The 22,197-nt window shown below is 73.6% G+C and carries 21 protein-coding genes and 1 pseudogene; 14 read left to right on the top strand and 8 right to left on the bottom strand.

Annotation, left to right across the window (positions count from 1 at the left end):
* Positions 1-261 precede the first annotated feature (261 nt).
* The gene (locus KPL57_RS23715; RefSeq protein ID WP_226353225.1) at positions 262-948 is read right to left on the bottom strand and encodes a hypothetical protein; all 687 of its coding nucleotides are present in this window, start codon (positions 946-948) and stop codon (positions 262-264) included.
* 279 nt (positions 949-1,227) lie between these two features.
* On the opposite strand from KPL57_RS23715, the gene KPL57_RS23710 reads away from it, so the two are divergent.
* From KPL57_RS23710 to KPL57_RS23675, 8 genes are read left to right on the top strand one after another with little or no spacing between them, the layout of a single operon-like run.
* A complete protein-coding gene (locus KPL57_RS23710; protein ID WP_226353224.1) occupies positions 1,228-2,493 on the top strand; it encodes a glycosyltransferase family 4 protein in 1,266 nt (421 codons plus the stop codon).
* Positions 2,490-3,764 (top strand): hypothetical protein, encoded by a 1,275-nt coding sequence (locus KPL57_RS23705; RefSeq protein WP_226353223.1) that lies wholly within the window; start codon positions 2,490-2,492, stop codon positions 3,762-3,764. Before KPL57_RS23710 ends, KPL57_RS23705 begins: the two co-directional genes overlap by 4 nt.
* Complete coding sequence (locus KPL57_RS23700; RefSeq protein WP_226353222.1) at positions 3,761-4,726, top strand: FkbM family methyltransferase; 966 nt, start codon at positions 3,761-3,763, stop codon at positions 4,724-4,726. Before KPL57_RS23705 ends, KPL57_RS23700 begins: the two co-directional genes overlap by 4 nt.
* The gene (locus tag KPL57_RS23695; protein ID WP_226353221.1) at positions 4,723-5,991 is read left to right on the top strand and encodes an O-antigen ligase; all 1,269 of its coding nucleotides are present in this window, start codon (positions 4,723-4,725) and stop codon (positions 5,989-5,991) included. Before KPL57_RS23700 ends, KPL57_RS23695 begins: the two co-directional genes overlap by 4 nt.
* Positions 5,988-7,397: a polysaccharide biosynthesis tyrosine autokinase gene (locus KPL57_RS23690; RefSeq protein WP_226353220.1), complete on the top strand. Its 1,410-nt coding sequence runs from the start codon at positions 5,988-5,990 to the stop codon at positions 7,395-7,397. The genes KPL57_RS23695 and KPL57_RS23690 overlap by 4 nt, the downstream gene beginning before the upstream one ends.
* Entirely contained in the window at positions 7,394-8,161 is a 768-nt protein-coding gene (locus KPL57_RS23685; protein ID WP_226353219.1) for a class I SAM-dependent methyltransferase, read from the top strand. The genes KPL57_RS23690 and KPL57_RS23685 overlap by 4 nt, the downstream gene beginning before the upstream one ends.
* Before the next feature lie 17 nt (positions 8,162-8,178).
* Positions 8,179-9,204: a GDP-mannose 4,6-dehydratase gene (gene gmd, locus KPL57_RS23680; RefSeq protein ID WP_075310796.1), complete on the top strand. Its 1,026-nt coding sequence runs from the start codon at positions 8,179-8,181 to the stop codon at positions 9,202-9,204.
* Positions 9,191-10,123 (top strand): GDP-L-fucose synthase, encoded by a 933-nt coding sequence (locus tag KPL57_RS23675; RefSeq protein ID WP_226353218.1) that lies wholly within the window; start codon positions 9,191-9,193, stop codon positions 10,121-10,123. The genes gmd and KPL57_RS23675 overlap by 14 nt, the downstream gene beginning before the upstream one ends.
* A 25-nt stretch (positions 10,124-10,148) precedes the next feature.
* Here the strand turns inward: KPL57_RS23675 and KPL57_RS23670 are convergent, their stop codons facing one another.
* The gene (locus KPL57_RS23670; protein ID WP_158071522.1) at positions 10,149-10,844 is read right to left on the bottom strand and encodes a TetR/AcrR family transcriptional regulator; all 696 of its coding nucleotides are present in this window, start codon (positions 10,842-10,844) and stop codon (positions 10,149-10,151) included.
* 141 nt (positions 10,845-10,985) lie between these two features.
* Between KPL57_RS23670 and KPL57_RS23665 the strand changes: the two genes are divergently transcribed.
* Positions 10,986-11,831 carry an acetylxylan esterase gene (locus KPL57_RS23665; RefSeq protein WP_226353217.1) on the top strand — a complete coding sequence of 282 codons (846 nt, stop codon included), beginning with the start codon at positions 10,986-10,988 and terminating at the stop codon, positions 11,829-11,831.
* Between the two features lie 28 nt (positions 11,832-11,859).
* On the opposite strand, the gene KPL57_RS23660 is transcribed toward KPL57_RS23665, so the two are convergent.
* Positions 11,860-12,717: a universal stress protein gene (locus KPL57_RS23660; RefSeq protein ID WP_020627160.1), complete on the bottom strand. Its 858-nt coding sequence runs from the start codon at positions 12,715-12,717 to the stop codon at positions 11,860-11,862.
* 178 nt (positions 12,718-12,895) lie between these two features.
* Here KPL57_RS23660 and KPL57_RS23655 point away from each other — a divergent pair, with 178 nt between their 5' ends.
* The gene (locus tag KPL57_RS23655) at positions 12,896-14,344 is read left to right on the top strand and encodes an NAD(P)/FAD-dependent oxidoreductase (RefSeq protein ID WP_226353216.1); all 1,449 of its coding nucleotides are present in this window, start codon (positions 12,896-12,898) and stop codon (positions 14,342-14,344) included.
* A gap of 71 nt (positions 14,345-14,415) precedes the next feature.
* Here KPL57_RS23655 and KPL57_RS23650 read toward each other — a convergent pair whose 3' ends face one another.
* Positions 14,416-14,703 carry a hypothetical protein gene (locus KPL57_RS23650; protein ID WP_020627158.1) on the bottom strand — a complete coding sequence of 96 codons (288 nt, stop codon included), beginning with the start codon at positions 14,701-14,703 and terminating at the stop codon, positions 14,416-14,418.
* Positions 14,704-15,137: 434 nt separating this feature from the next.
* Between KPL57_RS23650 and KPL57_RS23645 the strand changes: the two genes are divergently transcribed.
* On the top strand, positions 15,138-15,842 hold the full coding sequence (locus KPL57_RS23645; RefSeq protein WP_226353215.1) for a MerR family transcriptional regulator: 705 nt from the start codon (positions 15,138-15,140) through the stop codon (positions 15,840-15,842).
* 25 nt (positions 15,843-15,867) lie between these two features.
* On the opposite strand, the gene KPL57_RS23640 is transcribed toward KPL57_RS23645, so the two are convergent.
* Complete coding sequence (locus tag KPL57_RS23640; protein ID WP_226353214.1) at positions 15,868-16,773, bottom strand: LysR family transcriptional regulator; 906 nt, start codon at positions 16,771-16,773, stop codon at positions 15,868-15,870.
* A gap of 131 nt (positions 16,774-16,904) precedes the next feature.
* On the opposite strand from KPL57_RS23640, the gene KPL57_RS23635 reads away from it, so the two are divergent.
* From KPL57_RS23635 to KPL57_RS23625, 3 genes are read left to right on the top strand one after another with little or no spacing between them, the layout of a single operon-like run.
* Positions 16,905-18,227, top strand: a complete 1,323-nt coding sequence (locus tag KPL57_RS23635) for an MFS transporter (RefSeq protein WP_226353213.1) — start codon at positions 16,905-16,907, stop codon at positions 18,225-18,227.
* Complete coding sequence (locus KPL57_RS23630; protein WP_226353212.1) at positions 18,224-19,732, top strand: AMP-binding protein; 1,509 nt, start codon at positions 18,224-18,226, stop codon at positions 19,730-19,732. The genes KPL57_RS23635 and KPL57_RS23630 overlap by 4 nt, the downstream gene beginning before the upstream one ends.
* On the top strand, positions 19,729-20,391 hold the full coding sequence (locus KPL57_RS23625; RefSeq protein ID WP_043280548.1) for an RraA family protein: 663 nt from the start codon (positions 19,729-19,731) through the stop codon (positions 20,389-20,391). Before KPL57_RS23630 ends, KPL57_RS23625 begins: the two co-directional genes overlap by 4 nt.
* Before the next feature lie 9 nt (positions 20,392-20,400).
* On the opposite strand, the gene KPL57_RS23620 is transcribed toward KPL57_RS23625, so the two are convergent.
* The 3 genes and pseudogenes from KPL57_RS23620 to KPL57_RS23610 form a co-directional block, all read right to left on the bottom strand.
* The gene (locus KPL57_RS23620; RefSeq protein WP_158071523.1) at positions 20,401-20,553 is read right to left on the bottom strand and encodes a hypothetical protein; all 153 of its coding nucleotides are present in this window, start codon (positions 20,551-20,553) and stop codon (positions 20,401-20,403) included.
* 45 nt (positions 20,554-20,598) lie between these two features.
* Entirely contained in the window at positions 20,599-21,339 is a 741-nt protein-coding gene (locus KPL57_RS23615; RefSeq protein ID WP_198932332.1) for an HAD-IIA family hydrolase, read from the bottom strand.
* 61 nt (positions 21,340-21,400) lie between these two features.
* Positions 21,401-22,196 (bottom strand): annotated as a pseudogene (locus KPL57_RS23610) (Fpg/Nei family DNA glycosylase).
* Position 22,197: the final 1 nt, after the last annotated feature.

Genomic DNA, 22,197 nt, shown 5'->3' with positions numbered 1-22,197 from the left:
CCCGGTCGGGCAGGACGACGACCGAACGATGCTCCCAACGCCCGAACCGGACACGTCCCTCGCGGAAGACCGCACGCAGTGCCCGGCCGTCCGGGCCCGCGGAGAAGCGGGCCTCCAGCACGGGCAACGCCGCGATCGCGCGCACGGCCCGCAGGACGTCCCCGGGGTTGTGCAGCAGATGCCCCAGTGGCGGCCCCCCGGACGCCACGTGCTCCTGCAGCCGACCGTAGATCTCGGAGAGCTCCGGCTCGGACACCCCGCTCATCGGGCGATCTCCTCGTCGGCCACGAGGAACCCCGTGTCCGGGGCGAGGGTGCCCAGCACCCTCGCGGGGACACCGCCGTAGAGGTGGTGGCTCCCGTGCAGCGGGCGGACCACGACCGCACCGGCCGCGACGAGGCTGTGCCCCGCGACCTCCGCCCCCGGCAACACCGTGACCCGTGCCGCGAGGACGGTGCGCTCCCCCACCACGATCGGCTGCGCGGTCTGGCTGTGGGTCGCCGGGTCGAACGAGTGGGTCATCAGCAGCGACTGGTAGCCGGCGACCGTCGCCCGCTCCCGGAGCTCGATCCGGGCCGTGCAGTCCAGCAGGTGCAGCACCATGATGCGGGCGCACGGGCCGAGGACCAGCTCCGGTGACCGGTCGACCCCCTGGAGGAAACCGCGGTCCCGCCGGACGGCGTTGACCCAGTTCAGGTGGGCCAGGACCGCCGACCTTCCGAGGGCGACCCGGTCCAGCCCCCGGACGACGTTCAGGTGACCGATCTCGGCCCCGGGCCCGAGTTCCAGGTGACCGACGTCCACCAGGGAGAAGCCGACCCTGGCCGTGGGATGGATGCTGTGGCCCAGTACGTGCACCAGGATCGGACGACGCATCGCCCACGGCAGGGCGGCCGCGAGCAGCGCGCACGCGGTACGCAGGCGCCGGGACCGGACTCCGAACGGCATCGTGACTCCCTGTTCGAGCAACGAGACTATCAGTAACAGTCGTTACTGCTTATAAAGATAATGCCCGTTCTCGACCACATCAGCAAGCATGAGCGACAACCCGGACCCTTCCGGAGACACCCGGAAAGGAAACGTAAACATCGCGGAGCAACTGTGTCGACCGCCACTTCACTGTTAACGTAGCGACAGTTACCGTCGACAAGGACATCAAGGGATCAGTCCTCCTCGCAGGGCAAACGCCCCCACCCCACCCGAACGACCCGTAAGCAGGAGGCCCATATGAAGCGCCTTGACATCCTGATAGTGGGCCTCAACTACTCTCCGGAACCGACCGGAATCGCTCCGTACACGACAGGTATGGCGCACGCCTTCGCAGAAGCCGGACACCAGATAACTGTCGTTACTGGGTTTCCACACTACCCCCGGTGGCGAAGCGAGGACGGCTGCCGGGTCAGCCGTCAGGAGTGGGACGGGCCGGTGCGGATCACCCGAGTACCCCACCCCGTCCCCCGCGACGGCGGCCCGATGGGCCGCATCGCGATGGAAGCCGTGTTCGCCACGGCCGCGGCGAGGGTCGTTCCCGATCCGCCCGACGTCGTGGTCGCGGTGAGCCCCGCCCTGCTCGGCGTGGCCGCCGCGCAGGTGCAGCGCCGCCGCGGCCGCCGGGCCGGACGGACGACGGCGCTCGGGGTCGTCGTCCAGGACCTCTACGGCGCGGGTGCCCACGAGCTCGGCGGGGCGCGCGGCCCCCTGAGCGGCGTCGGCCCGCGGGCCCGACACGTGCTGGCCGACCTGATCACCCGCACCGAGACCGCGCTGCTGCGTCGCGCCGACGGGATCCTCACGGTGCACGAGGTGCTGCGCGACCGGCTCGTCGCCCAGGGGATCCCCGGTGCGGACGTCGACGTGGTGCACAACTGGACCCACGTCGCGGCCCCGGTCGGCGACCGCGACACCGTCCGCTCCCGGCTGGGGCTGCGGCCCGACCGGCACGTCGTGATGCACGCCGGGAACATGAGGGCCAAGCAAGGGCTCGACGGGGTCGTCGAGGCGGCCCGGCTCGCCGAGGGCTGGGACGTGCCGGTCGAGTTCGTCCTGGTCGGCGACGGCAACCAGCGGGCCCGCATCGCCCGGGCCGCCGAGGGATGCTCACGGATCCGGCTGCTGCCGCCGGTCCCCGAGGACGACTTCCCCGACGTGCTCGACGCCGCCGACGTGCTGCTGCTCCACGAGCGCCCCGGTCTGCGCGAGACCTGCGCACCCAGCAAGCTGACCTCCTACTTCGCCGCCGGCCGGCCGATCGTGGCCGCCACCGACGCGCGCAGCCCCGCCGCGGCCGATCTGCGTACCGCGGGGGCCGGCGTCGTCGTCGGGCCGGGTGACCCCGGCGCGCTGCTCAGCGCGATCGAACGGCTGATCGGCCAGGACACCACCGAACTGGGCCACCGCGGCCGGGACCACGCCCGCGAACGCTGCTCGGCCGCGCAGGCCCACGCGGGATACCTCGGCTGGCTCGACCGCCTGTGCCGGAGCGGGGTCGCATGATGCCCGAGACCCTGCGCACGGCCCGGCCCGTCGGACTCGGGCACCATCTCCCCACCGTCCTGGGCATCAGCTCCCAGCTCGTCAACGCCGGGACCAACGTCGCCACCGTCTACCTGGCGTCGCTGTTCCTCGCCCCCGACGCCTTCGGCACCTTCGCCGTCGGGTTCGCCGGGGTGACCGTCGTGCTCGCCTGTGCCCGCGGGCTCATCGGCTCCTCCCTGCTCGTCCACCTGCCCGCCGTCGAACCGCACCGCAGGGCACCACTGGCCCGCTCCGCCCTGGGGCTGGCGTGGTGGGGCACCCTTCCCGCGGTGGCGGCCCTGCTCGTGCTGGCCGCGGTGATCGACGGCACGCTGGTGTGGCTGCTGCCCGGTGTGGTGTTCAGCCTCGTCCAGGACGTCGGTCGCTCCACCTTCCTGGCCGGGGGGCGGCCCGGCGCCGCGCTCACACTCGACTCGGTGTGGGCCGTGGCCCAGGGCGCCACCCTGGTGCTGGGGCACTGGGCGTTCGGACAGTTCTCGGCCGGACCGGTCGGCCTCCCGCTGCTGGCGCTCTCCTGGGGTGCGGGCGCGCTGGCCGGGGTGCTGGCGCTGCTCTGCCTGGCCGGGGTCGACGGCCTGCCGTCGCCCCCGGGCCCCTGGATGCGGGCCAGTGGGGACATCGCCGGCTGGTTCACCGCGGTGGCGGTCGTCGCCCAGGTCGAGCTGTTCCTGGTGCTCGCGACGGTGGGGCTGGTCCTCGGGCCCGCCGACGCGGGCGGGCTGCGTGCCGTGCAGCTGCTCGTCTCCCAGCCCGCCACCGTCGTGCTCGGGGCCATGCTGGTCCTGGCGACCCCCACGGTGGCCACGGCCGCACAGGGCCCCGGCGGTACGTCCCTGCGCACGGTCCACCGGCAGGTGGTCCGCCAGGTGGCCCCGGTCGTCGTCGGCGTCGCCGTGGTCGCGGCGCTGGCCGGCCCGTTGATGCAGCTGCTGTTCCCGCGGTGGTCCGGCTACGCGCCGCTCGCACTGCCGGTGGCTCTGCAGACCGGGCTGCTCGCGTGGTGCATGCCCGCGATGGCCCTGCTGAACGGCACGCGGCGCGGTCGGGTCTCGCTCGCGCTGCACCTGTGCCGCAGCACCGTCGTGGTGGCCGGGACCGCGCTCGGCGGTGTGCTCGGCGGCGCCGCGGGGGCCGCGTGGGCGCTGGCCGTCGTCGCCACGGTCGTCCTGCTCGGGACCGCCGCGGTCGTCCGCCGGGAGCTGCGCAGGACACCGGGCGGTGCCCGATGACCGGCCCGAGGCTCTCCTTCGTCGGCCGGTCCAGGGTCCGTGCCCGCCGGCTGCTCGCCCGGCTGCTCCGTGCGGTGCCCGGCCGCACCGTCGACTGGGTGCACCGACACTGGATCACCGACGACGGCAGGACCGACCCCCGTTGGGCGCCGGTGGCCCGGCTGCTGTTCCACCGGCCGCTGCACCAGACCGTCGTCACGGTCCCCGGCAGCGGCGGCATCCGCCTGCACGTCGTGGGCGCACGGCTCGAACGGACGCTGTACTGGTTCGGGGAGCAGGGCTACGAGCCCGGGGAGGCCGCCTGGTGGCGGCTGCTGTGCAGCCGGGCGACCGCGGTCCTCGAGATCGGCTCCAACATCGGCTGGTACACCACGGTCGGCGCCGCGGCGGCCCCGGTGGGGGGCTATCTCGCGGTCGAGGCCAACCCCGAGGCCGCCCGCGCCACCCGTCGCAACCTCGAGCTCAACGGGCTCGGCCACGGTGCGGTGCTGACCGCGGCCGCGGTGGGACAGGGTGCTCCCTCGTCGCTGTACCTGGCGCTGCCCGACCAGGAGTCGTTCTCCGCGGCACCGACCGGGTCGTACCTGCGCGGGCACACCGAAGGGACCGCCGACCGCGCCGCACGGCGCTCACTCACCGTCCCGACCCTGTCCGCCCGGCATCTCATCACCGGCCGTGACCTGGTCAAGCTCGACGTGGAGGGGGCGGAGGCCGGGATCCTGGAGTCGGCCCTGGACATCATCCTGCGCGACCGGCCGATCCTGCTGGTGGAGCGGATGCCCGACACACCGCGGCTGGACCGGGTGCTCGAACAGCTCGTGGGCGGCGGGTACCTGGTGCTGCGGCTCGGGACGCAGCTGCAGCCCGCCGGCCCGCGCCCGCCGGTCGACGAGCACTACGACGTGCTGCTCGTCCCCGCCGAGCGCGGTGCGGTCCCGGTACACCTGGGGGACCTCCGATGACCGGCCCGGACCCGCGGGCGGGTACCGCCGCCGCACGCATCGGAGAGCTGCTGCTGGCCGCCGCGGTGCTCAGCGCACCGTGGAACGCCCTGGGCTGGAGCCCGTTCAAGCCGACCCCGCTCCTGCTGGCCGCGGCCTGCCTGGCGCTGGCCGTCGACGCGTGCCTGCGATGCCGGCCACTGGTGGTACCGGCCTGGGTGTGGCCGTTGAGCGCCGCGATCGCGCTCGCGACGGTCACCTCGGTCCTGTTCCACCCCACCGGGGCCTACCTGGCCGGACGCTATCTCCCCGACCACGTGCCCTCCGCCGACGAGATCGGTGCCGCGCCGGTGCTGGGCCTGGTCGCGGGCCTGCAGTGGCTGGTCGCCGCGTTCGCCCTGCCCCTGGCCGTCTGCGTGGCGGCACCGGGGCGGCCGCAGCTGATCGGGCGCCTGTGCGCGGCCTGGCTGCTCGGGGCCGCGGTGAACGCGCTGGTCGCGGTCGGCGACGCCACCGGGCTGACCTCGATCTCGGCGAACCTGATCGACGCCGTCGACGTCGGGGGCAGGCAGACCGGGCTCTCGGTCCAGCCCAACCACCTGGCCATCGCCTCGGCCCTCGCCCTGCCCCTGGCGGTGCACCGGACACTGCACGGTCGGCACCGCGGCGCCGCGCTGCTGTGCATCGCCGCCCTCGTCGGCGGTCTGGTCGTCGCGCAGTCCCGCGGCGGGACCGTGCTGGCGGTCCTGGGGACGCTGGGGGTCCTGGTCACCGACCGGTGGGCACGCGTGCGTCTGCTCGGACCGGGGCTCCTGGTCGCCGCTGCCGGACTCGTCACCGTGCTCGTCGCGGGCGACCGGCTGCCCACGGTGGCGTCGCAGCTGCGGATCACCGGGTCGGCCTCGGCCGAGGCCAGCGACACGATCCGGGCCTCGATCCTGCAGCAGGCCGTCGACGACGCCCGGCACAGCCCGGTCACCGGGGTCGGGCTGGCCGTCCTGCCCCAGGGCCACTCCATCTGGGTGCAGCTCGTCGCCGCCGGAGGGGTGCTGCTGCTGGTCGGTTTCGTCCTGTCCGCCGCCGGGATGCTCGCCGACGCCCACGCCCTGCGCGGCCGGTACGAGGGTCTGTCCCTCGCCCTCGGGGTGAGCGTCGCGGCCTGGCTCGTCGGAGGCCTGGTCGAGAACCAGCTCGCCGACCTCTACCTCTACACCGCCCCCGCCCTCCTGGCGGGGCTCCACGCGTCCTCCGCGACGCCCGTCCCCTCCGGGAAGGCCCTCGTATGACCTCCGCGACCCTGCTGCACGTCCTGTCCGCCCACCGCCGTCTGCTGCTCGCCGGAGCGCTCCTCGGCGTCCTGCTGGCGGCGCTGGTGGCCCTGTTCGTCCCGCCCACCTACGACTCGACGACCAGCATCTACGTCACCGCCCGCGCCTCCGGCGACGATCCGACGTCGGCCTACCAGGGCACGCTGCTCTCCCAGGACCGCATCGCCTCCTACCGCGCGCTCGCGACCTCCCACCGGGTGCTCGTGCCGGTGGTCGAGCAGCAGGGCCGGGCCGAACCGGCCGAGGACCTGGCGGGCCGGATCTCCGTCACCGCGGCGCCGGAGTCGACCGTGCTGTCACTGACCGTGTCCGGCCCGGACCCGGTACAGGACGCGGAGACGGCGAACGCCGTCGCCGGCCGGTTGGTCGCCGTCGTCGGGGAGCTGGAACGGTCCGCCCGCTCCGGCGTGCAGCTGGAGACCGTCGACCCGGCGCGCCCGGCCGTCCGGCCCTCGTCACCGGGGCTCGCGACGACGGCGCCGGTCGCCGCCGTCGCGGGGCTGATCGTCGCGGCGGGGGTGGCCCTCGTCCGGCACACGACCGACCGCAGGGTCGGCCACCGGTTGCCCGCCCTCAGCGGGGCACCGCTGCTCGGCAGGCTGCCGGTGCACCCCCGGCGGGCACGCGACGGGAGCCTGCTCGGCTCCCCCGAGGTCACCGACGGTGCCCGCCGCCTCCGCACCGCGGTGACCGCCCGTGGCGGCAACCGGGCGGTGCTGGCCATGGCGAGCGCCGTGCGCGGAGAGGGCCGCACGACCACCGCGCTGGCCCTGGCCGCGGCGTTCGCCGGCACCGAGCGGGTGGCCGTGGTCGAGGCGGACCTGCGGAACCCCGGGATCGCCGGGCTCCTCGGTCTGCCCCCCGACCGGGGTCTGGCCGAGGTCCTCGCGGGCCGGGCGACGCTCGGGGACGCGATGCTGCGGTGGGACGCGGCCGGGGTCGACGTACTGGTGGCCGGCGGCCCCGGTGCCGGGCTCGGGACCGATCTTCAGGGCCCGGCCATGGCCGGGGTGCTGGCGCTGCTGCGTGAGCGCTACGACGTGGTGCTCGTCGACGGCCCCGCGGTCCGGGAGTCCTCCGAGGCGGTCGAGCTGGCCCGCCTCGCCGACTGTGTCCTGCTGGCGTGCCGCACCGACTCCACCGACGCCGACGAGCTGACCGCGGCGGTCGACGAGCTGGGCGCCGTGCACGTGACGCCGATGGGGTCGGTCGACACCGGAGGGCACGCCTCGGACCGGGACGCGGAACCGACCGCCGCCCCGACACGGGACCCGGACGTACTGGAGCCGGACCCGGACCGTCCCGGGGCCACCGGCCGCTACCGGCACCGCGCCCGTCGTGCCCTGCCCGGGAGGTCCCGATGAGTGCCCCGCAGGAGGCGACCGGACGGCTGGAACGCCACCGACACCGCACGCTGCCCGAGCTCGGTGCCGGCGGGTTCTCCCGGCTCGACGGGGCGGTGGAGTTCTACCAGCGGGTCCGGGCCCTCGTCGGGCCGGACGACGTGGTCCTGGACCTCGGCGCGGGCCGTGGCTGCTTCGGCGAGGACCCCGTCGAGCACCGCCGGGAGCTGCGACGACTGCGCGGCAGGGTCGGGGCGCTGGTCGGCGCCGACGTCGACCCGGTCGTCACCACCAACCCGACGCTGGACCGCGCCCACGTGATCGGGCCCGACGGGTTCCTGCCGCTGCCGGACGCCTCGGTCGACGCGGTGGTGGCCGACTTCGTCCTCGAGCACGTCCGGTACCCGGCCCGGACCGCCGCCGAGCTCACCCGGGTGCTGCGGGTCGGGGGCTGGATCTGTGCCCGCACCCCCAACCGCTGGGGGTCGATCGCCCTGCCGGCCCGGCTGGTCCCCGACCGGCTGCACCGCAGGGTCCTGGCCCGGGTGCAGCCGGGCAAACAGGAACGCGACACCTTCCCGACGGCGTACCGGATGAACACCGCGGCCGACCTGCGCCGCTGGTTCCCCGAGACGTCCTTCCGCCACTGCTCCTACACCCACGACAGCGAACCGGCCTACGTCGGCCGGTCGGTGCTGGCCTGGTCGGCGTTCCGCGCCGTCGCGGCGATCACCCCTCCGCCCCTGCGGTCCATGTGGATGGTCTTCATCCAGCGGACCGCCTGACCCCTTCAGGAGTCCCGATGTCCCACACCCCGCCCCGCGCGCTGATCACCGGCATCACCGGCCAGGACGGCTCGTACCTGGCAGAGCTGCTCCTCGCCAAGGGCTACGAGGTGCACGGCCTCATCCGCCGCGCCTCCACCTTCAACACCAGCCGCATCGACCACCTCTACCAGGACCCGCACGAGCCCGACGCCCGGCTGTTCCTGCACTACGGCGACCTGACCGACGCCTCCCGGCTCGTCACACTGATCGAGAAGATCCACCCCCGCGAGATCTACCACCTCGCCGCCCAGTCCCACGTGCGCGTCTCCTTCGACGAACCCGAGTTCACCGGCAACACCACCGGCATGGGCACCACCCGCCTGCTCGAGGCCATCCGCATGGTCGGGCTCGACTGCCGCTTCTACCAGGCCAGCAGCTCGGAGATGTTCGGTGCCAGTCCGCCGCCGCAGAACGAGTACACGCCCTTCCACCCCCGCTCCCCCTACGGTGCGGCCAAGGTCTACAGCTACTGGATCACCCGCAACTACCGCGAGGCGCACGGCATCTACGCCGTCAACGGCATCCTGTTCAACCACGAGTCCCCCCGACGCGGGCCGACCTTCGTGACCCGCAAGATCGCCCGCGCCGCCGCCCGCATCTCCGCGGGCCTGCAGGAACACCTCCACCTCGGCAACCTCGACGCCGTCCGGGACTGGGGCTACGCACCCGAGTACGTCGAGGGCATGTGGCGGATGCTCCAGGCCGACCAGCCCGGCGACTACGTCCTCGCCACCGGCACCGCCTACACCGTCCGCGACTTCGCCCGGTTCTGCTTCGACCACGTGAACCTGGACTGGCGCCAGCACGTCCGGTTCGACCGGTCCTACCTCCGCCCCTCCGAGGTCGACGCGCTCGTCGGCGATCCGGGCAAGGCCCACGACGAGCTCGGGTGGACGCCCCGGGTCACCGCCCCGGAACTCGCCCGCATCATGGTCGACGCCGAGCAGCCCGCTCCGCGTGCGACCCGCCTGGTCGTGGAGGGTCTCGATGCTGCCTCGTGACGCACGCCTGTACGTGGCCGGGCGACGCGGTCTGGCCGGCTCCGCGGTCGTCCGGGCCGCGCAGGCGGCCGGGTTCACCGACGTCGTGGGTGCCACCAGCGACGAGCTCGACCTGCGCGACCGGCAGGCGGTGTTCGAGCATCTGCTCGACCTGCGTCCCACGGCGCTGGTGCTGGCCGCGGCGAGGGTCGGCGGCATCCTGGCGAACAGCTCCCGGCCCGCGGACTTCATCTCCGAGAACCTGCAGATCCAGGTCAACGTGATGGACGCGGCGGCCAGGGCCGGGGTCCGACGGCTGCTGTTCCTCGGCTCGTCGTGCGCCTACCCGAAGTTCGCCGGGCAGCCGATCCGGGAGTCCAGCCTGCTGCAGGGCTCGGTCGAGCCCACCAACGAGGCCTACGCCGTCGCCAAGATCGCCGGGTTGATGCAGGTCAGGGCGGTCCGCAACCAGCTGGGTCTGCCGTGGATCTCGGCGATGCCGACGAACCTCTACGGGCCGGGGGACAACTTCGACCCGCACGACTCACACGTGGTCCCCGGGCTGATCCGGCGGCTGCACGACGCCGAGCGCCACGGTGCGGGCACCGTCGAGCTGTGGGGTTCGGGCACGCCGCGCCGCGAGCTGCTGCACGCCGACGACCTGGGGAGCGCGGTGATCCACCTGCTCGACCACTACGACGATCCCGAACCGATCAATGTCGGGAGCGGGTTCGACGTGGCGATCAGCGACCTGGCCGCGATGATCGCGGGCGTGGTCGGCTTCCGGGGGCTGATCGTGCCCGACCGACGACGTCCGGACGGCACGCCCCGAAAGCTCCTGGAGACCACCCGGATCCGGGGACTCGGCTGGCAGCCGACGGTCGAGCTGCGCGACGGGCTCGCCGACACCTACGCCTGGTTCCTCGAGCATGCGTGCTGAGGTGCGCGTCCGACCGACCGCGGCCTCACCCGGTCGGCGGGGGCAGCAGACGGGCGAGCCAGGGTGTCCAGCGGTTGGCACAGCCGTCGAAGGACGGGTTCGGGGCGTCGAGGATGTCGACCGCGAGCTGACGCAACGCGTAGACGACCACGAGGAACACCTCGGACTCCAGATCGTCCTCGACACCGCCCGCCCACTCCCGGCGGCGCACCTCCAGCAGCGCCGCGATGCCCTGCATCGCGAGCCGGTTCCGGTGCCGGGCCTCCCGGCCCAGCGGTTCGAGCTCCACGAGGAAGGCACGGGCCACGACGATGTCGCGGCCCAGCAGGTCCAGGTAGACGAGCGTGAAGTGCCGGATGATCGAGGTCCAGTCGTCGGAGCGGTAGTGGACCTCGGCGAAGCCGCCGACGATCACGTTCACGAACCGGTCGAAGGCCGCGAACATGCACTCGTCCTTGTCCGAGAAGACCTCGTAGAAGGCCGTCAGGGACACCCCGGCACGGGCGCAGATCTCGCGGACGCCGATGTTGCGGTAGCCGTCGCCGGCCAGCAGCTCGGTCGCGGCGATCATCATCCGCTCCCGGCGCTTGGTGTAGACCTCCTCGCGGCTGAGCCGGTGTCGACCTCGGGGCAGGGCGGGTGGGGTCGTGAAGAACACACCCTCCGCAATCGTCGTCGGTGTGCGCTCCGCGCCCACCGCGTCCGACACCGACTCTGCCACCGCGACCGTCACCTCTTCCGCTCGACCTCGCCACCCTACTGGGTGGTCCATGTACGACAGGCCACACTCGACCGTATAAGTAACATTGGCTATCTTTGCTTATCACGGTCGCGCCCGGCATCACCCGACGGAGGAACAAGCGTGCGTGTCACTCCCCTGCTCACCGCGGTGCTGTGCGTCGGCGCCCTGCTCGGCCCGGTCGCGGCCGCACAGCCCGCGACCGCCATGACCGGTCGGATCGCACACACCGCGACCACGACCGCTCCGATCGACCGTTGGAGCGCGCCGGGTCCGGAGGAGGTCACCGAGGAGATCGGGGCGACCCACACCGTGTTCCGGCCCGCCGACCTCGGTCCACCCGGCACCCGGCACCCGGTCGTGACCTGGGGCAACGGCACCGGCGGCATCCCCGCCGTCTACCGGGGCCTGCTGATCCACCTCGCCTCGCACGGCTACCTCGTCACCGCCGCCAACACCCCGCTGGCCAACAGCGGGCAGGAGATGCTCGCGGGCGCGCGCACGCTCGTGCGGGCCGACGCCGACCCCGGCAGCCCCTACTACCAGCGGGTCGACACCTCGGCGATCGCCGCCACCGGGCACTCGCAAGGGGGCGCCGGTGCGATGGTCGCCGCGGCCGACCCGCTGATCACGACCACCGTCGCCGTGCAGCCGGGGCCGCTGGCGGTGCCGCAGCGCATCCGGGGCCCGATCCTGTACCTGGCGGGCGAGCGGGACACGACGGTGCGGCCGGAGCTGATCGTGGAGCCGTTCTACGAGAACACCCCCCAGGTCGAGGCGGCCTACGCCGAGTTCGCCGGGGTCGGCCACTTCGAGCCGCTCCCCGACGGAGGCCGGTTCCGTGGTCTGCTGACCGCCTGGCTGGACTACCAGCTGCGCGGAGACACGGCCGCCGCCGCACAGTTCGTCGGCGCCGCCTGCGGAGCGTGCACCGACCGGGCGATCGTCGACTACCGCCACCACGGCTGAGGAGAGCACCCGGCGTGGGGCGCCGCGCTCACGTCGCGGCGGCCGGACCGACCAGCATCACCGGGCAGTCCGCACGCTGGACCAGGGCCAGACCGGTCGACCCCAGCAGCAGCCCGGTGAACCCGCCACGCCCCCGGGTGGCGACGACGACCAGCCGCGCCGCACCACTGCGCCGGGCCAGCGCCCGCCCCGGCTCCTCACGCTCGATCACCCGCTCCACCGCGACGTCGGGATAGCGCTCCGACCAGCCCGCGAGCCGCTCGGCGAGCGCGCGCTCCTCGGCGTCGCGCAGCCGGTCGAAGACCCCGGCGGCACGCAGTGCCGGGGAACGGCCGTCGTGCCAGGCGTACAGGGCGACCAGGCCGGTGCCGTGCTCGGAGGCCGCGGCGAAGGCGTGCTCCAGGGCCGCGTCGGACAGCGGACCACCGTCGACGCCGACCAGCACCGGCCCCTCCGACGAGGTGCCGCGCACGACGACGACCGGGCACTGGGCGTGCGAGGCCACCGCCAGGGTCACCGATCCCAGCGCGGTGCCCATCGCACCGCGCCCGGCGGACCCGAGCACCAGCAGCTCGGCCGTGGCGGACCGTTCGACCAGCGCCGTCGACGGCGCCCGCCGGTCCTCCGCGAGGTCGACCGCGACCTCGGGTGCGGCCTGCGCGGCGGTGTGCCGGGCCGCGTCGAGGGTCGCGCGGGACTCCTCGCGGATCGAGGTCTCGACGTCGTCGAGCAGGGGTGCGACGGCGGCGTCGGCGTAGAGGCGGGCCACGTCGAAGGCCTGTACGAGCAGCAGGTCGGCGTGCCGGGTGGCGGCCTCGCGAGCAGCCCAGGCGACGGCGTCCAGGGCCGCGTCCGATCCGTCCACGCCGACGACGACGGTGCTCATCACTGTGCTCCGTTCCCGGCCGGCCCAGTGTCGGCCTCTCACTCTCCACTGTGCTCCGATCCGCGCCGCCCCGCACGTGTCCGGAATGTGAGGTGGCAGACGGCCCGCGCGGGCCGGGACGGGCCCCCGGGGCCCCGCGGGCGATCGTTACCGTGACCGGCGGCGACAGGGAGGTCCCATGCACGCACCGAGCGTTCTCATCGTCGGCGCCGGATTCGGTGGCATCGCTGCCGCGATCGAGCTGCGCGCCCACGGCATCCGCGACGTCACGATCGTCGACGCCGCCGACGGGATCGGCGGCACGTGGCTGCACAACACCTATCCGGGCGCGGCCTGCGACGTCCCGAGCCACCTGTACTCGTACTCGTTCGCCCAGCGCACCGACTGGTCGCGGCTCTGCTCACCGCAGCCGGAGATCCTGGCCTACCTGCGCGGCGTCGCCGCCGAGTTCGGGATCGACGAGCTGGTGCAGACCGGTGTGCGGATCGTCGACGCCCGCCGCGACGAGGCCGACGGACCGTGGACGGTCACCGCGGACGACGGCCGCACCTGGACCTGCGACGTGCTGATCGTCGCGACCGGGCAGCTCAACCGGCCGGTCTCCCCCGACCTGCCCGGCGTCGACTCCTTCACCGGGACGATGTTCCACTCCGCGCGCTGGGACCACGACCACGACCTGCGCGGACGCCGCGTCGCCGTGATCGGGACCGGCGCCAGCGCCGTGCAGTTCGTGCCGGCGATCGCCCCCGAGGTGGGGCACATGACGGTGTTCCAGCGATCCGGGAACTGGTTCCTGCCGCGGCGGAACCGGAGGTTCCCGGCGTGGTGGCGGGCCGCGATCGCCCGGGTGCCCGGCCTGCAGGCCGCGCGCCGCCGGTTCATCACCGAGTACTGCGAGACGCTGACGCTGATGATCCGCCACCCCGCCACCTGGGGGCGGCTGGGGCGGCTCTGGTCGACGCTGTTCATGCGGGCCCAGCTGCGCGACCCGGAGGTCCGCCGCAAGGTCTGGCCGGACTACACCTTCGGCTGCAAGCGCATCCTGTTCAGCTCGCACTGGCTGCCCGCGCTGCAGCGGCCCAACGTCGAGGTCGAGACGTCGCGGATCGCCGCGATCGAGCCGACCGGGGTGCGCACCGAGGACGGCACGCTGCACGAGGTCGACACGATCATCTGGGGCACCGGCTTCGCGGCGACCGACTTCATGTTCCCGATGGAGATCAGTGGTCCGGGTGGGCGGTCGCTGCGCACCGAGTGGTCCGACGGCGCGCACGCCTACCTGGGGATGACCGTGCCCGGGTTCCCGTCGCTGTTCGTGCTCTACGGCCCCAACACCAACACCTCGGGCGGCTCGATCATCCGGTACCTGGAGCACCAGGTCCGCTACGTCCGCGAGGCCCTGCAGGAGGCGGCCCGGCGCGGCGCGTCCGGCGTGGAGGTCCGCCCCGAGGTCGAGCGGGCCTACGACGAGGAGATCCAGGCCCGGTTCCCCGGCACCGCGTGGACCCGGTGCGACTCCTGGTACCGCGACGACACCGGGCGGATCGTCACCAACTGGCCCGGCTACATGCGCGAGTACGACGAGCGCACCCGCCGTGTCGAGCCGTCGGACTACGTCTTCCACTGATCCCGCGCCGGCACGGAACCGCCCCCTGCACCCCGTGGCGGCGGGATGCAGGGGGCGGAGGCGTGTGCGGGTCAGTCACACTTCGTGGGGTTGTCCCGGGTCTGGGCCGCGCCGCCACCGAGGATCCCGAGGACGTTGCCCAGGGTCGCGTTGATGCCCGGGCAGATGTTCGCGTTGTTGAGCACGTTGACGTCGTCCAGGTTCACCAGGCCGAACTGGTCGCCCCTGGTGTTGCCGACGTCCTGGACGAAGGAGTCACCGTCGTCGTCCTTCGGCGCGGGCGCAGCCGACGCCAGCGGGCTGAAGGCCACCATGGTGGCGATGACGGCGACGCCGGTGACCGCGAGCTTCCTGCGCATGTCGTTCTCCCCGATCGTGTCCGGTGGGACGGACGTGCCTCACGATTCCCGTGAGCACCACCGGGACGCCTGTGCGTCACGGCAAGCGGACAGTAGGCAGGTGCTCACCGGCGGGGATACGCGAACGACACCACCGGGTGACACGGTCACCACGGGTACCGAACGTGTGGTGTGAACCGGACGGAACGGGTTCGTCCTGGACGCCGGACACCCTCCGTCCCCACGGACGGGGCGACGGACGCGAAGCATGACGGGATGCCCGGCCCGTGGACGGGGCCCGACCACCCGCGGGGGTGAATTCGTGACCGGCGTGTCGCCGGGCCCGGCGTGTCGCGGCAGAACGGTGCCGGTCGGGGCTTGCACCTCACGCGACGTGAGGCGGCACCGTCCATCATGCCGCCACGACGTGGCGGTGCGACGGGGAGGGGCACGGGGTGAAGGTCGGCGAGCTGGCCCGGGCGACCGGGCTGACGGTGCGCACCCTGCACCACTGGGAGGAGCGGGGACTGGTCGTGCCGTCGGCACGGACGTCCTCGGGCCACCGGGTCTACGAAGACCAGGACGTCCGCAGCGTCTACCAGGTGGTCGCCCTGCGGGAGCTGGGGCTGCCGCTGGACGCCATCGGCGGGCTGCTGTCGTCGGGGTCCTTCGCCGAGGTCCTCACCGCGCACCTGAACCAGGTCGACGCAAGACTGGCCGCGCTGCACGCCCTGCGGGGCACGCTCGCGGCGGTCGTCGACCGGCTCCGGGAGGCGACGGACCCCGACCCGTCGGACGTGTTGATGATGATCGACGAGGTGAGCAGGGTGAACGACACCTTCGCGCAGTACTTCACTCCCGAGCAGGTCGCCGCGCTCCGGGCGCGACGTGCCGAGGGCGAGACGACCGCGGCCGCGTGGCCGGGGCTGATCGCCGCCGTCCGGGCCGAGATGGACGCCGGCACCGACCCGTCGGAGCCGCGCGTGCAGGCGCTCGCGGCGCGGTGGTCGGAGCTGCTGGCGGCCTTCCACCACGGCGACGAGTCGTTGCGCCGGCAGCTGTACCGGCTGCGGGACGAGAACCCCGGCGAGGTGGCCGCGGCGGGAGGCCCGGACCAGGCGATGATCGACTACATGGCCCGGGCCGGCGTCGGCGGCTGAGCAGGCAGAACGGCCGTGCGGGGTGTCAGCCCGACCCGACACCCCGCACGGCCGCCCCACCCACACCGGCCGCCTGCAGCAACGCCGCCAGCACCGGGTTCACCGTGCCCGCCTTCCACGCCAGCGCCAGCGGCACCTCGGGCGGATCGGTCAGCGGCACCAGTACCACCCCCGGCGTGCGCAGCTCGGCCGTCGCCTCCAGCGCCAGCCCCACCCCGACACCGGCACCCACCAGCGACAGCAGGGTGTGGGTCTCGGGGGCCTCCTGCTCGATGCGCGGCAGGAACCCCGCGTGCAGGCACGCGGCGTCGACCGAGGTCCGCATGACGGCCATCCGGCGCGCCGGGTAGGCGACGAACGGGTCGTGGGCCAGCTCGGCGAGGCCGATCACCTCCCGCCCGGCGAGCGGGTGCTCCTCGGGCAGCGCGGCGACGAGCCGGTGCCGGTCGATCTCGTGCACGACCAGGCCGTCGGCGTCGACCGGGGTGCGGATCAGTGCGGCGTCGACCCGGTCGGCGCGCAGGTCCTCGGCCAGCTCACCGGAGAACCGGCCGGTCACCAGCACCAGCCGGGCACGGGGACGGTGCGCGCGGAACCGGCGGGCGGTCCGGTACAGCCAGGCGTTCGAGCTGGGCCCGGCGAACCCGAGCCGGACCGACCCGGTCCCGCCGGCGGCCGCCTCGCGCGCGGCCTCCTTCGCCTCGTCCGCGGCGGCGAGGGCGCGACGGGCCCGGGGCAGGAACGCCGTGCCCGCCGGGGTGAGCGCGACGGCACGGGTGTGCCGGTCGAACAGCGTCGTGCCGACCTCACGTTCGAGCCGGCGGATCTGCTGGGACAGCGGCGGCCCCGAGACCTGCAACCGGGCCGCGGCCCGCCCGAAGTGCAGCTCCTCGGCGACGACGACGAACGACTCCAGCTGCCGTAGCTCCACCGCGCCATCATGTCGACCACCCGACAGGAACGGAAGCCAGAGCGTCCCGATGACGTCGCAATGCTGTTCTACCGTTGCGTGGCGGCGGTCACGACGGCGTGGGCGCGCGACGAGTGCAAGGGGGCACCGGGTTGAGCACGAGCACACCGTCGATGCGCCGCAAGGCGGGTATCGCCTCGTTCGTCGGCACCACCATCGAGTGGTACGACTTCTACATCTACGGCACCGCCGCGGCACTGGTGCTGGGGCCGCTGTTCTTCCCGAACGCCTCCCCCGCCGCGGGGGTTCTGGCCTCGTTCGCGACGTTCTGGGTCGGGTTCCTCGCCCGGCCCGTCGGCGGGATCGTCTTCGGCCACCTCGGTGACCGGCTCGGCCGCAAGACCGCCCTGGTCGCGACGCTGCTGCTGATGGGGGTCTCCACGCTCGCGATCGGGTTGCTCCCGGTCTACGACGACATCGGCGTCCTCGCACCGGTCCTGCTCGTCGTGGCCCGACTGGTGCAGGGTCTCGCGGTCGGCGGCGAGTGGGGCGGCGCGGTGCTGATCGCCTCGGAGCACGCGTCGAAGAACCGCCGGATCCTCTACGGCGCCTTCGCCCAGCAGGGCAGCCCCGCCGGGCAGATGCTCGCCACCGGCTCGTTCGCGCTCGTCGCGATGCTGCCGGAGGACTCCTTCCTCTCCTGGGGGTGGCGGGTGCCGTTCCTCGTGTCCGCGGCGCTGGTCGTCGTCGGGCTGGTCATCCGGCTGCGGATCGAGGAGAGCCCCGCGCTGGTCGCGATGCGGGCACGGGGCACGACGGCGCGGTTCCCGCTCGCGGAGCTGCTCCGGGAACGGACCACGCTGGTGGTCGTCTCGGTCGGTGCCTGCGCGCTGGTGGCCGCGGCGGCGTACTTCAAGAACACGTTCGCCCTGGCCTGGGCGGTCAACGACCTCGGATTCGACCGGCAGGTGTTCCTCAACGTCGTGCTGATCAGCTCCACCGTGCAGTTCTTCACGCAGCCGCTCGGGGCGTTCATGGCGACCTGGTGGAACCCGCGGAAGGTCGTCACCGCGCTGCTGCTGATCGAGCTCCCGCTGTTCCCGGTGATGTTCTGGCTGATCTCCACCGGGAGCTTCGGGCTGGCCGCGCTGGGCATGGCGCTCGCGACGCTGCCGCACACGATGTACTACGCGATCCTGGCCGGGATGCTGGCGGAGGCGTTCCCCGCCCGGATGCGCTACACCGCGATCTCGCTGTCCTACGCGCTGGCCGGCACGCTGTTCGGCGGCACCGCTCCGCTGGTGGGGCAGTCGCTGCTGGCCGCGACCGGGTCGATCGTGCCCGTCGTCGGGTACTCGCTGGTGATCGTGCTCGTCTCGCTGGCGGCGGCCCGGTACGTGCTCGCCCGCGGTCCGGTCCCCGACGACGAGCGGCTCGACCCCGCCGTCAGCGGAACGACCGGGAGGACCGCATGACCGCATCCGTACCCCGCTCCCCTGGGCCCCGGTTCCCCGAGCCCGAGGTCCCCGCCGGCGCGACCGCGCTCGCCGCTCGGCTGCGCGCGCTCGTCGCTGCCGACCCGGACCGTCCGCTGGTCACCGAGGACAGCCCCGACGGCACCGGCCTGGTGCGCACCCGCGCGGAGTTCGACGCCCGTACCAACCGCCTGGCCAGGGCGTTCGCCGACCGCGGGGTCCGGCGCGGGGACCTGGTGTCGATCGCGCTGCCGAACACCGCAGCGCACCTCGAGTGCTCGGTCGCGGCGTGGAAGATCGGTGCGGTGCCCCAGCCGCTGTCGGCCCGGCTGCCCGCCGCCGAGCGCGACGCGGTGCTCGCCGTCGCCGCGCCGGCGCTCGTCGTCGACACCCCGGTCGACGCCGACGGGTACGCCGACGGCCCGCTCCCCGACGTGATCGGGCCCAGCTGGAAGGCACCCACCTCGGGCGGGTCGACCGGCACGCCGAAGGTGATCGTCGCCGGTCAGGCCGCCTGCGTCGAACAGGTCCTGGCCCGCGTCGACGGGCTGCGGATCGACCGCGACGGCGTCTTCGGCTGCACCGCACCGCTGCACCACAACGCCCCGTTCATGTTCACGCTGATGGCGTTGCTGCAGGGCCACCACGTCGTGCTCATGGGCCGGTTCGACGCCGCCCGGGCACTGTCGATGATCCCCGCGTACGGCGTGACCTGGCTCTACGCGGTGCCGACCATGATGAGCCGGATGCTGCGCCTGCCCGACGCGGACTGGGCCGCCTGCGACCTCAGCACCCTGCGGACCGTGCTGCACGTCGGCGCGCCCTGCCCGCCGGAGGTCAAGCGCGGCTGGATCGACCGGGTCGGCGCGGAGACGGTGTTCGAGATCTACTCCGGCACCGAGTCCCAGGCCGGCACCGCGATCGACGGCCGCGACTGGCTGGCCCACCCGGGTTCGGTCGGACGGGTCACCCGCGGCGAGATCACCGTCCGCGACGACGACGGCCGCGAGCTCGGCCCCGGCGTCACCGGCGAGATCTGGATGCGGTCCGGCGGGGCGCCGACGTACCACTACCTGGGTGCCTCCGCGCGCGAGCGGGACGGCTGGGAGTCGCTCGGCGACATGGGCTCACTGGACGCCGACGGCTACCTGTACCTGGCCGACCGACGGTCGGACATGATCCTCGTCGGCGGCGCGAACGTGTACCCGGCCGAGGTCGAGGCCGCGCTGACCGCGCACCCCGGGGTGCGCGACGCCGTCGTCGTCGGGCTGCCCGACGACGACTACGGGCACGTCGTGCACGCCGTGGTGCAGGCCGAACCGGGCATCGAGAACGATCTCCGCGAGTTCCTCGACCGACGCCTGAGCAGGGCGAAACAGCCACGGAGCATCGACGTCGTCGACCACCCGCTGCGCGACGACGCCGGGAAGGTGCGCCGCTCGGAGATCGCCGCGCGCGCCGCCGACGCTCGACGACGCGCAACGGCGGGAGGTGCGACAGGATGACGTCCATGCCCGATCTCCTCGACCGTCTGCGCGAGCTGCAGGTGTCCTCCCTCTGCGACGCCGACAAGTCGCTGCCCGTGGTGGACCCGGCGATCCGGGCCCTGGTCCCGGACGTGTCGATGGCCGGCCCCGCGGTGACGGTCTCGTGCGTGGACGACCACCTGCCGATGTTCGCGGCGCTGTCCGCGGCCCGCCCCGGCTCGGTGCTCGTCGTCGCCGGGGCCGGCGGTCACCGCGCCGTGTCCGGTGAGCTATTCGCGACCGAGGCGAAGCGGCGCGGGCTGGCCGGGATCGTCGTCGACGGGCTGGTCCGCGACATTCGTGGGCTGCGCGGGATCGGGCTGCCGGTGTTCGCCCGCGGGACCTGCCCGGCGTCGGGCAGCACGAGCGACCCCGGCACCGTCGACGAGATGGTGTCGTTCGGCGGGCTCGTCGTGAGCCCGGGCGACCTGGTGTGCGGCGACGACGACGGCCTGCTCATCGCCGCGCCGGACCGGCTCGCCGAGGTCGTCGAGACCGCCGAGGGCATCGAGGCCGCCGAGCGCGCGTTGGTCTCGGCCATGCGCAACGGCCACGACCTGCACTCGCTGACCACGGTCGTCGAGCACGTCGCGGCGCTGCGCCGGGGCGAGCCCAGCGCGCTGGGGTTCAAGATCTGAGCGGGCCGCTCAGGCCGCGACCGCGTCCCAGCTGAACTCCTCGGTCATCGAGCCGGGACAGTCCGGGCACGGGACGGCGACGCCCGCCGTCTCGTCACCGGGGAGCTCGGCCTCCGCGCCGCAGGCGGCGCACCGCTGCCAGGACACCAGTTCTCCGTACATGCGTTCGAGGGTGAACCACATCGGTGTAGTTCGCAACCCCGCAGGTCAGACGTCGTCGATCAGGTCCGCGACCGAGGAGACGACCCGGTTCGGGCGGAACGGGAACCGGTCGATCTCGTGCTCCTTGGTGATCCCCGAGAGCACCAGCACCGTGCGCATCCCGGCCTCCAGCCCGGCGAGGATGTCGGTGTCCATCCGGTCGCCGATCATGACCGTGGACTCCGAGTGCGCACCGAGCCGGTTGAGCGCGGCCCGCATCATCAGAGGGTTCGGCTTGCCGACGAAGTACGGGTCGACCCCGGTCGCCTTGGAGATCATCGCGGCGACCGAGCCGGTCGCGGGGAGGATGCCCTCGGGCGACGGGCCGGTCGCGTCGGGGTTGGTGGCGACGAACCGGGAGCCCTGCTCCACCAGGCGCATCGCGGTGGCGATCGAGGAGAAGCTGTAGGTGCGGGTCTCGCCGAGCACCACGTAGTCGGGGTTGCGGTCGGTGATGACGTAGCCGATGTCGTGCAGCGCCGTGGTCAGCCCGGCCTCGCCGATCACGTAGGCGCTGCCCTGTGGGCGCTGCTCCCCGAGGAACGCGGCCGTGGCGAGCGCGGAGGTCCAGATCGACTCCTCCGGCACGTCGAGGCCGGTGGCCTGCAGCCGGTAGCGCAGGTCGCGGGGGGTGTGGATGCTGTTGTTGGTCAGGACCAGGAACGGGACGCCCTTGTCGCGCAGCCGCGACAACAGGGTGTCCGCCCCCGGGACGATGGTGCCCTCGCGGACGAGGACGCCGTCCATGTCGGTCATCCAGCACTCGATCGCTTCTGCTCCACCACGGCCGCCACCCTAGGCCGCCTCCCTAGACGGCTGCCGGTTGGCAGCGCGGGCACCAGAACAGGTTGCGGTTCTGGTGCTCGGCGTGCCGCACCGGCGTCCCGCAGACGAGGCAGTCCATCCCGGCGCGGCGGTAGACGTAGACCTCCCCGCCGTGCCGTCGGTGCGCCCGGGCTCTCCGCGGCGGCGCGGGTCGTGCTCGGGGCGGACGGTGTCGATGCGGCCGGTCCGCACGCCGTCACGCATGAGCACAACCAGGTCGGCCCACATCGCGTCCCACGTCTCCCGGTCCAGCGCCCGGCCCGGGAGCTGCGGGTCCAGGCCGTGCCGGAACAGGACCTCGGCGCGGTAGACGTTCCCGACGCCGGCGAGCACCTTCTGGTCCATCAGCAACGTCGCGAGCGGGCTGCGCGAGGCCGAGATCCGGGCCCAGACCGTGTCCGGGTCGGCGTCGGTACGCAGCGGGTCCGCACCCAGCCGGGCCCGCAGCGCGCGGGCCTCGGCCGAGGTGAGGAGCTCGCAGGCGGTCGGGCCGCGCAGGTCGGCGTAGTGGGTCTGCCCCACCAGCCGCATCCGCAGCTGGCCGACCGGTTCCGGCGCGGCAGCGACTGTTCGACGAACGTGCCGTACAGCCCGAGGTGGACGTGCACGACGCGGTCGCGGCCGTAGCGGTGGAACAGGTGCTTGCCGTGCGCCTCGGCGCCGGTCATCACCTCGCCGTCGAGCAGTGCCGCGGAGGCGCGAAGCGGCCCTGCGGGCTGGAGACGGCCGACCGGCCGGCGGACGAACAGCTTCCGGTGCAGCCGGGCCAGCCGATGCAGC

This window comes from Pseudonocardia sp. ICBG601 (genome assembly GCF_020496245.1).
The sequence above is the reverse complement of the archived record's forward strand: the minus strand, read 5'-3'. Positions and strand labels throughout refer to the sequence as shown.

What these genes read in the sequence shown, in the direction of transcription:
- KPL57_RS23710 (WP_226353224.1), top strand. Translation starts at nt 1,228, where the DNA reads ATGAAGCGCCTTGACATCCTGATAGTGGGCCTCAACTACTCTCCGGAA.
- KPL57_RS23715 (WP_226353225.1), bottom strand. Translation starts at nt 948, where the DNA reads ATGCCGTTCGGAGTCCGGTCCCGGCGCCTGCGTACCGCGTGCGCGCTG.
- KPL57_RS23695 (WP_226353221.1), top strand. Translation starts at nt 4,723, where the DNA reads ATGACCGGCCCGGACCCGCGGGCGGGTACCGCCGCCGCACGCATCGGA.
- KPL57_RS23690 (WP_226353220.1), top strand. Translation starts at nt 5,988, where the DNA reads ATGACCTCCGCGACCCTGCTGCACGTCCTGTCCGCCCACCGCCGTCTG.
- KPL57_RS23655 (WP_226353216.1), top strand. Translation starts at nt 12,896, where the DNA reads ATGCACGCACCGAGCGTTCTCATCGTCGGCGCCGGATTCGGTGGCATC.
- KPL57_RS23700 (WP_226353222.1), top strand. Translation starts at nt 3,761, where the DNA reads ATGACCGGCCCGAGGCTCTCCTTCGTCGGCCGGTCCAGGGTCCGTGCC.
- KPL57_RS23615 (WP_198932332.1), bottom strand. Translation starts at nt 21,339, where the DNA reads ATGGACGGCGTCCTCGTCCGCGAGGGCACCATCGTCCCGGGGGCGGAC.
- KPL57_RS23685 (WP_226353219.1), top strand. Translation starts at nt 7,394, where the DNA reads ATGAGTGCCCCGCAGGAGGCGACCGGACGGCTGGAACGCCACCGACAC.
- KPL57_RS23630 (WP_226353212.1), top strand. Translation starts at nt 18,224, where the DNA reads ATGACCGCATCCGTACCCCGCTCCCCTGGGCCCCGGTTCCCCGAGCCC.
- KPL57_RS23620 (WP_158071523.1), bottom strand. Translation starts at nt 20,553, where the DNA reads ATGTACGGAGAACTGGTGTCCTGGCAGCGGTGCGCCGCCTGCGGCGCG.
- KPL57_RS23675 (WP_226353218.1), top strand. Translation starts at nt 9,191, where the DNA reads ATGCTGCCTCGTGACGCACGCCTGTACGTGGCCGGGCGACGCGGTCTG.
- KPL57_RS23660 (WP_020627160.1), bottom strand. Translation starts at nt 12,717, where the DNA reads ATGAGCACCGTCGTCGTCGGCGTGGACGGATCGGACGCGGCCCTGGAC.
- KPL57_RS23650 (WP_020627158.1), bottom strand. Translation starts at nt 14,703, where the DNA reads ATGCGCAGGAAGCTCGCGGTCACCGGCGTCGCCGTCATCGCCACCATG.
- gmd (WP_075310796.1), top strand. Translation starts at nt 8,179, where the DNA reads ATGTCCCACACCCCGCCCCGCGCGCTGATCACCGGCATCACCGGCCAG.
- KPL57_RS23705 (WP_226353223.1), top strand. Translation starts at nt 2,490, where the DNA reads ATGATGCCCGAGACCCTGCGCACGGCCCGGCCCGTCGGACTCGGGCAC.
- KPL57_RS23625 (WP_043280548.1), top strand. Translation starts at nt 19,729, where the DNA reads ATGACGTCCATGCCCGATCTCCTCGACCGTCTGCGCGAGCTGCAGGTG.